General features: G+C 69.9%; 11 protein-coding genes. 5 read left to right on the top strand and 6 right to left on the bottom strand.

The features are described 5' to 3' along the window. Window positions 1-528 precede the first annotated feature (528 nt). The gene (locus VMS22_19625) at window positions 529-2,307 is read left to right on the top strand and encodes a tetratricopeptide repeat protein (protein HXJ36249.1); all 1,779 of its coding nucleotides are present in this window, start codon (window positions 529-531) and stop codon (window positions 2,305-2,307) included. A gap of 16 nt (window positions 2,308-2,323) precedes the next feature. Here the strand turns inward: VMS22_19625 and VMS22_19620 are convergent, their stop codons facing one another. Genes VMS22_19620 through VMS22_19605 form a run of 4 tightly spaced genes read right to left on the bottom strand, consistent with a single transcriptional unit; the run spans window position 2,324 to window position 5,252 of the window. Then, a complete protein-coding gene (locus VMS22_19620) occupies window positions 2,324-2,998 on the bottom strand; it encodes a glutathione S-transferase N-terminal domain-containing protein (protein ID HXJ36248.1) in 675 nt (224 codons plus the stop codon). A 9-nt stretch (window positions 2,999-3,007) separates the two neighbouring features. Further along, window positions 3,008-3,616, bottom strand: a complete 609-nt coding sequence (locus VMS22_19615) for a glutathione S-transferase family protein (GenBank protein HXJ36247.1) — start codon at window positions 3,614-3,616, stop codon at window positions 3,008-3,010. A 13-nt stretch (window positions 3,617-3,629) separates the two neighbouring features. Then, window positions 3,630-4,235: a hypothetical protein gene (locus VMS22_19610; protein ID HXJ36246.1), complete on the bottom strand. Its 606-nt coding sequence runs from the start codon at window positions 4,233-4,235 to the stop codon at window positions 3,630-3,632. Between the two features lie 18 nt (window positions 4,236-4,253). After that, window positions 4,254-5,252, bottom strand: a complete 999-nt coding sequence (locus VMS22_19605; GenBank protein ID HXJ36245.1) for a hypothetical protein — start codon at window positions 5,250-5,252, stop codon at window positions 4,254-4,256. Window positions 5,253-5,367: 115 nt separating this feature from the next. On the opposite strand from VMS22_19605, the gene VMS22_19600 reads away from it, so the two are divergent. Continuing rightward, window positions 5,368-6,537, top strand: a complete 1,170-nt coding sequence (locus VMS22_19600; protein ID HXJ36244.1) for an LLM class flavin-dependent oxidoreductase — start codon at window positions 5,368-5,370, stop codon at window positions 6,535-6,537. Window positions 6,538-6,733: 196 nt separating this feature from the next. Here VMS22_19600 and VMS22_19595 read toward each other — a convergent pair whose 3' ends face one another. Together VMS22_19595 and VMS22_19590 are read right to left on the bottom strand one after the other, a co-directional pair. Continuing rightward, the gene (locus VMS22_19595; protein HXJ36243.1) at window positions 6,734-7,420 is read right to left on the bottom strand and encodes a hypothetical protein; all 687 of its coding nucleotides are present in this window, start codon (window positions 7,418-7,420) and stop codon (window positions 6,734-6,736) included. 81 nt (window positions 7,421-7,501) lie between these two features. After that, window positions 7,502-8,068 carry a hypothetical protein gene (locus VMS22_19590; GenBank protein ID HXJ36242.1) on the bottom strand — a complete coding sequence of 189 codons (567 nt, stop codon included), beginning with the start codon at window positions 8,066-8,068 and terminating at the stop codon, window positions 7,502-7,504. Window positions 8,069-8,211: 143 nt separating this feature from the next. Here VMS22_19590 and VMS22_19585 point away from each other — a divergent pair, with 143 nt between their 5' ends. From VMS22_19585 to VMS22_19575, 3 genes are all read left to right on the top strand, one after another. Next, window positions 8,212-9,495, top strand: coding sequence for a hypothetical protein (locus VMS22_19585; GenBank protein ID HXJ36241.1), 1,284 nt, complete (start codon window positions 8,212-8,214; stop codon window positions 9,493-9,495). A gap of 104 nt (window positions 9,496-9,599) precedes the next feature. Then, window positions 9,600-9,857 carry a ribbon-helix-helix protein, CopG family gene (locus VMS22_19580; protein ID HXJ36240.1) on the top strand — a complete coding sequence of 86 codons (258 nt, stop codon included), beginning with the start codon at window positions 9,600-9,602 and terminating at the stop codon, window positions 9,855-9,857. Next, window positions 9,857-10,092: type II toxin-antitoxin system PemK/MazF family toxin (locus VMS22_19575; protein HXJ36239.1), on the top strand; the 236-nt coding region annotated here is incomplete at its 3' end. The genes VMS22_19580 and VMS22_19575, both read left to right, overlap by 1 nt.

The following is a 10,092-nucleotide window of genomic DNA, read 5'->3' as shown; positions in this document are numbered from 1 at the left end:
TGGCCGGCTCCTCCGTATGCGGCTCTAGCCGCGGGTGGCGAGACTCCCGAGACTAATCCGCGAACGTGCGGATGTGAGCCGGCCGTTCATTTGGTCTTAGTTCGCCGCGCGGCGATCCCAGCCTGCCGAGCATCGCGACGATGGAGCGCCGCGCGGCTCAAGGGCGCTCCGACCTCGCCGCCCACCCCGCGCAGCCTCGCTACGCCTCGGCCACCACGATGACGCGAAGCTCAACCGCCGTCCGACTTCTCTCCCCCAGCCGAACGGCGGGGTGGGGCGGAGCGAAGCGATCGCCGTCGCGGCGCGAGGTTGGGGGCGAGGCGGAGGCGCCTGCGAAGCGGCGCGACGAAATGCAGGGCCGCGACGCCCGAGTGTTTTCTCGCGCGGCGGAGCCGAAGCCGAAGCCTCGCCCCCAACCTCGCGGCACCTACGCCACGACCTCGCGACGACCCACCGCGAAGGGTGCATGCCAATTGCTTGGCTCATGGCGGGAGCGTCGCCGGCCGATACGCTCGTGAGGAGCAATCGATGGCGTGGATCGGCGGCGCTCGGCGCGACGATGCGGAGGCGGGCGACTGGGGTGGCGACGAGACGATCGAGCTCACCGCCGCCCCACTCCATCGATCCCGGCCTCTGGGCGAGACGGCGGCGCTCGTGCTGGTCCTCGTCGCCGCGCTCCTCCCGTACCTGAACAGCCTCGCGGGCGAGTTCGTCTTCGACGACATCGCTCTCGTGCTGCAGAACCCCAACCGAACGCCGGGTATGGGGCTCTTCGACTGGTTCACGCGCGTGACGGCTCCGGGTCCCGTCTACCGGCCGCTGCCAATGGTCACGTTCGCGCTGAACGCGATGTACGGCGCGAGTCCGGTCGGCTACCACGTCGTCAACGTGGCCCTGCACGTCGCCGCGAGCGCCGCGGCGTTCGACCTGGGCCTGCTGCTCGCCGGGTCGACGAGCGTCGCCCTGCTGGCCGGTCTTCTCTTCGCCGTCCATCCCGTGCACACCGAGGCGGTCTCGAACATCGCCGGCCGTCCCGAGATCCTCGCGGGTCTGTTCAGCCTCCTCGCCTTGAGCTCGTTCGTTCGCGCCCGGCGCGAGGGCGCGACGTGGCTCTGGGACGCCGTCGCGTGCGTGGCGCTCGCCGCCGGCATGTTCTCGAAGGAGAACGCGTTCACGGTGCTCCCCCTGCTGGTCCTCGTCTACGCGTGGATACGACCGGCGGATCGCCACTGGCTCGTCCTGGCGCCGTACGTGGTGGTGGCCGCCGCGTGCCTCGCCGTCCGCCATGCGGTGGTCGGATCGCTCGTGCTCGCCGCCCTGCCGCCTCACATAGACAATCCGCTCGCCCATGTGAGCACCCTCGAGCGGCTGCGCACTGCCGCCGTCATCCTCCAGGACTACCTGGCGGTGCTCGCGCTGCCGATGCGACTCTCGGCCGACGAGGGCTTCAATCAGGTGCCCGTCGTCGAGTCGTGGGGCGACCCGCGGTTCCTCGCGGCGATGGCGGTCCTCGGCGCGGTCGCGGCGGGCATCTACGTCGCGGTGCGCAAGCGCAGGGGCGTCGTCGTCGTGGGCGCGCTCTTCGGTGCGATCGCGCTCAGCCTCACGGCGAACGTGCTCTTCCCCATCGGGACCAACAAGGCCGAGCGCCTCCTCTACCTGCCGTCCTTCGGGTGGTGCCTCGCGATCGGCTGGCTGGCCGCGACGTGGGCCGAGGAGTCGCGAGCCCGGCTTCGTGTCGTCGTGGTCGTCCTCCTGCTCTTCGCCGCGCGGACCTGCGTGCGAAACCTCGACTGGCGAACGAACTTCACGTTCTTCACCGCGACCGCCGAGGCGTCGCCCGGCAGCGCGCGCGCCAACAAGAACGCGGGCTCGGTCTACGCCATGACGGGCAACTGGGAGGCCGCGCGCGAGCACTACGCGCGCGCGCTCGACATCGATCCGACGTATGCGCTCGCGGCACTCGGCCTGGGCGGCGTCGCCGCGGCGCAGGGAGCCGCGCGCGAAGCGGCCACCTGGTATGCGAAGGCGGCCACGCTCGATCCGACGCTCGTCGTGGCGCATCTGTATCTGGGCCAGACGCTCCTCCAGACCGGAGACCTCCGCGGCGCGGAGGCCGCGTACCGGACCGGCGTCGCCGCATCGCCCGGCGAGCCGCAGCTGGTGCTCGGGTTCCTCGGGGCGCGCGCCGCACAGGACGACGCCGAGGCCCGCCGCCTCGCCGAGGACATGCAGCGGCTGCGGCCCGGCTCGCCCGAGATGGCCGACGCGGTCGCGAAAGCGCGCCTGCGCTACACGCTCCCGTAGGGGCGCGCGCCGCGGTCTACGTTCCCTCGCGGCGGAACTTCTCGAGCCACTGCCGCTGCGCGTCCTGGTTCTCGTCCGGCTTGCCCGGGACCTGGATGCCGCGCTCGACCGCCGGGCGCTCGCGGATGCGATCGCGCCAGCGCTGCAGGTCGGGAAGGTCGTCGATCGAGACGTCGGCCCAGAAGTGGATGCGCACCCACGGCCAGGTCGCGATGTCGGCGATCGAGTACTCGTCGCAGAGGTAGTCGCGACCCCGAAGCTGTTTGTCGAGGATCGTGTAGAGCCGCTTCACCTCGTCGGTGTAGCGCTTGATCGCGTACTCGATGCGCTCGGGCGCGTAGCGCACGAAGACGTGGGCCTGCCCCTGCATCGGGCCGACCCCCGACATCTGGAACATGAGCCACTGCAGCACGCGCGAGCGTTGCTTCGGATCCTTCGGCAGGAGCGCGCTGCCCGTCTTCTCGGCGAGATAGATGAGGATCGCGCCCGACTCGAACACGGCGAAGTCGCCGTTGTCGTGGTCGACGATCGTCGGGATGCGGCCATTCGGATTGAGCTTCTCGTACCACGGCTCCTTCTGCTCGTCTTCCTGGAGCTGGATCGCGCGCACCTGGTACGGGAGGCCCAGCTCCTCGAGCATGATGGAGACCTTGTGGCCGTTGGGCGTCGGGGCGGTGAAGAGCTCGATCATGGCGTACCCTCAGGCCTTGGCGGAGGGGCGAGTCGAGACGAGCGCGTGCCAGCGCAGGAGGTTCGTGCACTCGGGCGGGACGCGCGTGCTGGTCACCCGTCCCCAGTCGATCCCGCACAGCGCGGTGATGTCGGCGATCGTGAAGCGCTCCCCGGCAACGTAGGTGCGGCTCGCCAGCTCGCCGTCGAGCCACTTCATGCGCGCGAGCGCGTGCGCCCGACACGCCTCGCCGTATGCCGGAACCTGCTCGACACGACCCTTGAAGTAGTCGTGCGTGTGCACGAACACGTTGGCGATCGGCTGGAAGATCTCGAGCTCCATCCGCCGCTGCCACATCTCGACCACGGCGCGATCCTTCGCGTCGGTGCCCATGAGCGGCGGGTGCGGGTGCGTCTCCTCGAGGTAGCGACAGATGGCGACCGTCTCGGCGATGCACGTGCCGTCGTCGAGCTCGAGCACGGGAACGCGTCCGAGCGGGTTCCGGGCGCGGAACTCCGGCGTGTAGTTCTCCTTCGCCAGGAGGTCCACCTGCACGACGGGGATGTCGAGGCCCTTCTCGGCGATGAACATGCGTACGCGGCGCGGATTGGGTGCGGTCTTCGTGTCGTAGAGCTTCATCGGCCCTCTCGGATCAGTCGTAGCCGCCGCGCACCCAGCCGCTGCGACGGCGCGTCGGCTCCTGCTGTTGCTGTTGCGGCGGCAGCGTCGGCTGCGTGGTCGGGTTCTGGTCTGGAACGATGACGGTCGTCGCGCCGGTCGTCGGATCGGTCACCACCGTGCGCGGCGGCGGCGGATATCGCGACGGGACCTGCGGCGGCACCTGTGCGTCGCCCTGCGGTTGATAGGTCCCCTGCGGCTGATACGCGCCCGGCTGCGGGTAGCCCGGATTCGAGGGCGGCGGGTAGGCGGCCTGCGGGGGCGTCTGCGCCGGGAAGCCATCCTGCTGATAAACCGGTTGCGCGGACGGTTGCGGCGCCTCCCACGACGACGGCGTGCGCGGCGGGTAGGCCTGCGCGGGAGAACCGCCCGGGGGATAGGCCGGCTGCGGTGCGATCTGCGTGGGAGCAGCCTGCGCCGGCGCGGGCACGGGCATCTGGTCGGGTTGCTGCGGCGCCGGCTGCCCGCCGACCCACACCTTCGTCACCGGTTCTTCGTATTGGAGCTCCACCTTCTTCTTGGCGCAACCCGCGAGCGCGACGCCCAGCCCCACCAGCACCACCACCATCCGCTGCATCATTGTGCGCCCCCAATCGGTTCACGCGGCCTCGGGAAACCTCACGTACTCGTCGATCAGCAGGTGGGCGAGCGCGGTCGGGTCGGGACGCGGTCCGACGACGCGCCCGCGCGTGCGGAGATCCTCCACCAGCCGATCGAGTATGCGATCGAGATCGAGGTCGTCGCGGTGCTCGCGCCAGGCGCGTCGCTCGGCCTCGTCGGCGAAGCAGTAGGCCTTCCACGAGATCGAAAACCGGATCTCGTCCCAGCGGTAGCGCGCGACGACGGAGGCGCCGTCGCGCAGCGCCCACCGCCCGCCGTCCCACACGAGCTGCATGCCGGGATGCATGCGCGGCATCGGGCCGTCGGCCTGCACGGGATCGACGCCGTGGAAGACGCTGTCGGTGTCGAGGATGATTCCGGTGTTCGCGCGCGCCGGAATCGTCCGGCACGGACCGCTCCGGCCGTCGGGATAGAACGCGAACTCGCCGCCGCGGCAGTCGTTGAACCAGCCGACCGCCGTCGTGATCGGCATGCGGTGCTCGTCGAACAGGCCCGAGTGGTGCATCACCACCATGAGCCACTGCGGATAGCGCTTGCGGTTGGCGCCGCGGAACTCCGGCACGTCGGTGTGCACGGCGAGCTCCTGTCCGGCGACGAGGAGGTTCGCGTAGACGATCGCCGGCTCGATGACGGGCCGCCCGTGGATCGCGCGGGCCGCCTGGACGAAGCCCTCGTAGCGAAGGAACGGCTCGATGCCGTCGATGTAGGTCTCGTCTCCGTACGCGTACGACTCGCGGAAGTAGTTCGTGCGGGCGCCCAGGCCCTCGGTCGAGTCGCGCCGTCCGGAGCGGCCCCCGGTCTTGAGGAAGTTCATCACCGCGTCGTGCCGCTGGAAGAGTCCCTGCCCGATCTCGGCTTCGGACGCCTCCTGCGAATACATGCCGTAGGTGCCGAACCGCTCGCACAGGGCGACCATCGCATCCGCTTGCGAGCGCGGCAGCAACGGATCGAACACGCGGTAGACGGCGGTCGCCATGGGTCCCTCGACCAAACGGCAAGGTAGCCCGATCGGCGAGGGACGCCAACCGGGGGGCGATGCTTCGGGCTGCCACCCTTTCCGTCGCAGTATCGCGTGTGACAGTATCCGCCGCATGCTGCGATCCCGTCTCCGCTTCGGCATCTTTGCCGCCCCTTTCCACTCGACCGACGAGAACCCCACCATCTCGCTGCAGCGGGATCGCGAGCTCATCCAATGGCTCGATGAGCTCGGCTACGACGAAGCCTGGATCGGCGAGCATCACTCGGCCGGCTACGAGATCATCGCCTCGCCCGAGCTCTTCATCGCCGACGTCGCGGCGCGCACGCAGCGGATCAAGCTCGGTACGGGCGTCGTCTCGCTCCCCTACCACCAGCCGCTCATGGTGGCCGACCGCATGACGCAGCTGGATCACCTGACGCGCGGCCGGACGATCTTCGGCGTCGGGCCAGGGCTCCTTCCGTCGGACGCGATGATGCTCGGCATCGACCCGCGCAACCAGCGCGACATGATGACCGAGTCGCTCGAGGTGATCATCCGCCTGCTGCGCGGCGAGGTGGTGACCAAGAAGACGTCGTGGTTCGAGCTGCGCGAGGCGAAGCTGCAGCTCGCCCCGTACACGCGGCCGCACCTCGAGATCGCCGTGGCGGCATCGGTGTCGCCTTCCGGGCCTCGGACAGTCGGACGCTGGGGCATCTCGATGCTGTCGCCGGCGGCGACGTCGACCGGCGGCTTCAACGCGCTCGCGCACCACTGGGGTCTCGTCGAGGAGACCGCGCGCGAGCACGGGACGACGGTGTCGCGCTCGGGTTGGCGCGTCGCGGGTCCCGTCCACATCGCGGAGTCGCGCGAGCAGGCGCGCAAGGACGTGCGGTTCGGCCTTCCCGCCTGGCTCTACTACTTCCAGAAGGTCGTCGCCCTCCCCGGCGTCCCGGAGACGGGCGACATGGACTACTGCCTCGACGCGATGGTCGACGCGGGCTTCGTCGTCTGTGGCACCCCGGACGACCTCTCCGCGCAGATCGGACGGCTCGAGGAGCAGACCGGCGGCTTCGGCGCCTTCCTCGTCACGGCGCACGACTGGGCGAACCGCGAGGCGACGCACCGGAGCTACGACCTGATCGCGCGCCACGTGATGCCGCGCTTCCAGGACGCCAACGCGTGGACCAAGCGCTCGATGCACTGGGTGCAGGAGAACCGCACACCGTTCCTCGCGGCGGCGACCCAGGGTATCGTGGAGGCGATCCAGAAGGACGCGGAGCGGCACGCGAAGGCCGCGAGCTGAGGACGTCGGTCGGGGCGGTCCGCGAGGCCGACGGGGGCGAGGCTGCGGCTTCGGCTTCGCCGCGCGACAACACATTCGCGTCGTCGCGGCCCTCGCGTTTCGTCGCGCCGCTACGCAGGCGCCTCCGCCTCGCCCCCGTCGACCTCGCGACGCCACGGCCCGCCGGAGCTCGCGGGCGTCGTGTGTGCCGCGTCTTCTAGTCGCAGAATTCGGAGGCGTCGTAGTCGCGGGCTCTCGCGGCGACGCCGTCGGCGATGGCGGACTGGTCGAGACAGGTGGGCGGGAGGAGCTTGCCCGCCTGGGTGTCGTACTTGAGGCGGGCCTTGTCGGCGCACGCCGTGAGCGCGGAGTCGCGGGCGGCGACGACGTTGGCGACGCCCTTCTCGTAGCACTTGGCGAGCGCGGCGGTGAGCTTCGCCAGGTTCTTGGCGGCGGCGCTTTCGGCCTTGAGCGTGTCGGCGTCGGGCGGAACGCGCGTGAGGAAGCCGTAGGCGTTGGGCAACGCGACCGATCCAGCGCAGAACAGCCCACGGTTCACCGTGAACGCGAAGTCGGCCTGGACGGCGCCGCGGAGCCCCGCCTGGTCGACGCACGGCGGCGGCACGAGCTTCGCGGACGTGGTGTCGTACTTCGTGCTCGCGGTCGCGATGCAGTCGGGTCCGGGGTCGGGCAGGCCCGCGAAGATCGCCTTGATGCCGGCGGCGTAGCACTTCGCGAGCGCGGCAGCGAACTTGTCGAGGTTCTTCGCAACCGCCGATTCGCTCTTCAGCACGTCCTTGGTGGCCGGGATCTCGCCGCCGCCGAACTCCGGAGGCAGCGGATCCGCAGCGACGATGCGCGCGGCGAGCACGAAGGCGACACCCAGGCCGACGTTTCTCTTCATGGACGCTCGATAGCGCAGCGGGCGCGACCGCACGTGCACGATGCGATGAACGTCGCGTGAAGAGGGATCGCCAGCCGGCCGTCAGGGCAGGCTCACGTTGCACGTCGCGCCTGCGACTTCGGTCGTACCGTCCGGCCCGAACGCATGCTTCACGTTGCAGGAGAAATCGCTGGCGACGGGCGGCGTCGCTCCCTCGCAGTCGAAGAAGTGGACCCGGAAGAGCGTTCCCGGCCTGGGCGTGATCGGCGTCGCCTTGACCACCACTTCGCGCAGCGCGTGACCGCCCATGCCGAGGTTGTTGTGCTGCTCGGTCGTCCCCGGCGGGAAGTTCGTCAGTGCGCCGCGCTGCGCGTCCGAGCCGTTCGCCGGCAGGTTCACCTTCCCCTCGGGGTAGTCGAGCAGCAGCGTGAGTCCGACGACGGGCGCGGGCGCGTTCCAGGTCACGGTCGCGTCACGCGCCGCGCTCAGCACCGGCGTGCACGCCTCCTCCTTGCAGTTCGCCGGACAGTCGTCGTCGTTCGACGTGTTGCCGTCGTCGCACGTCTCGCCTTCCTCGCGGACGCCGTTGCCGCATACGGCGGCATGGCTGCGGGCGACCGGCACGACGAGGACCGCGAGAGCGAGGAGGCATCGCAGGATGACTTGCACGACGCCTCTCCTATCACGCGCCGCAGCCGGTGCGACGAGCCGTCACGAAGCGTTGATGGTCAGTTAAACCCGCCGTTGCGCCCGGGCGGTACGATCCCTGCGTCGATCGGGGCAGCGCGCCGCGCGACAGGGAGGTCGGAGCCATGGAGCGAACGCCGTATCTGCTGGCCGCGCTTGCCCTCGCCGTCCCTCTCGCCGTCCCCCGGGTACACGCCCAGCAGGCCAAGTGCCTCGCCAACAAGACGAAGTGCGTCGCGAAGCTGGCGGGCGGGCTCGTGAAGTGCCAGCAGCTCGCCACCACGCCGGCCAAGCCCGCGGACGTCGACGCCGGCGGTTGCATCGACAAGCTCGAGGACAAGTTCGACGGCGGCGTCGAGCCGGCCAAGGGGTGCTTCGAGAAGCTCGAAGGGAAGGTCCCCAACGATTGCGTGACGATCGACGACACGCAGCTCGCGCGGGATCTCATCGCCGCGTGCGTCGACTCGCTCGTCACCGCCATCGATCCGGCGCCGATCGACCAGTCGAAGTGCGGGGCAGGCAAGCTCAAGTGCGCGGCGAAGAAGCTCCTGGGTCTCCTCAAGTGCCAGCAGGTCGCGGCGACGCCGGGCAAGAGCATCGATCCCAACGCGGGCGGATGCATCGACAAGGTCGTGCTCAAGTTCGACGGTGGCCAGGAGCCGGCCAAGGGTTGCTTCGCCAAGCTCGAAGCGAAGGAGCCCAACGACTGCCTGCCCCCCATGGGCAATGCCGCCGACGCCGAAACCCAGGTCGACGCGTGCGTCGCCAACCTCGTGGCGGCGCTGACGACGCCCACCACGACCTCGACGTCGACCTCGTCGAGCAGCAGCACCTCCACGAGCACCTCGAGCACCACCACCTCGTCGACGAGCACGTCCAGCACGACGACGACGTCGACCAGCAGCACCACCACGACCTCGACGTCGACGAGCCTGCCCTCGACGACCAGCTCCTCCACGACCACGTCGACCAGCACCACGACCACCACCCTGCCCTTCGGTACGACGTGCGACGGCGACGGCGTCGTCGCCCGTCTCGGCGTTTCGACCGGCAACCTCGGCGGCGCGGTGGCGCAGCTGAGCTACGGTCCGGTCGTGACGTTCCCGGGAAGCGGCTTCGACACCGACCCGAACGGCGATCATCTGATCGACCTCACCGGGCGCGGCGGCGTCCTCCTCGGCGTCGACTCCGATACGAACGGCGACACCATCGACGACCGGCTCCGGATCACCTACGTGCTCACGGGCGGAACCAGCTTCGGCCCGGGTGCCTGGGTCGACGTCCGGTTCGACTGCACGCCGGGCGTTCCGGTCTCCTCCGCGGATCTCGCCTGCTCGATCGTCTCGGCATCGGACGCGGGTGGCAACCCGGTGTCCGGCGTCGCGTGCATGCTGCTGTCGCTCCAGTAGGCCGTCCTCACCCGCGTTCTCACGCGACGCGCGACGTCCACTGAGCGAGCGGCTTGCATCGTCCGGCACGCTGGTATGATACTGGTCATACCAGAATCGTACCCATGCCGGCTGCCGTCAAGATCGCCGTCACCGTTCCAACCGAGCTCTACCGAGCCGTCGAGAGCGCACGAAAGCGCGGCTCCAGAAGTCGCAGCTCCGTCGTGCAGGAAGCCCTTCGTCACTGGCTTCGCCACGAAGCGCACACGGAGCTCGTCCGCGAATACGAGGCCGGCTACAGGCGACGACCCGAGGGCAAGCGCGAAATCGACGCCGCCATGGCCACGGCGATCGGCCTGCTGCGCGACGAGGACGATTGGTGATGCGACGGGGCGAGGTGTGGTGGGCCGAGCTGCCCGATCCCGCCGGGCGGCGGCCAGTCGTGCTCTTGTCGCGCAACGATGCCTACGGCGTACGTGAGCTGGTGACGGTCGCTCCCGTCACCGCGCGGGTCCGCGGCATTCCCTCGGAAGTTCCGCTCGGTCGGTCCGACGGGCTGCCCAGAGCCTGCGCCGCCAACCTCGATACCATCACGACGATCCCCAAGCAGATCCTCAC

It is taken from the genome of Candidatus Eisenbacteria bacterium (assembly GCA_035577985.1).
Lineage (GTDB): Bacteria > Desulfobacterota > Binatia > DP-6 > DP-6 > DATJZY01.
This window is presented reverse-complemented; position numbering and strand designations above follow the sequence as displayed.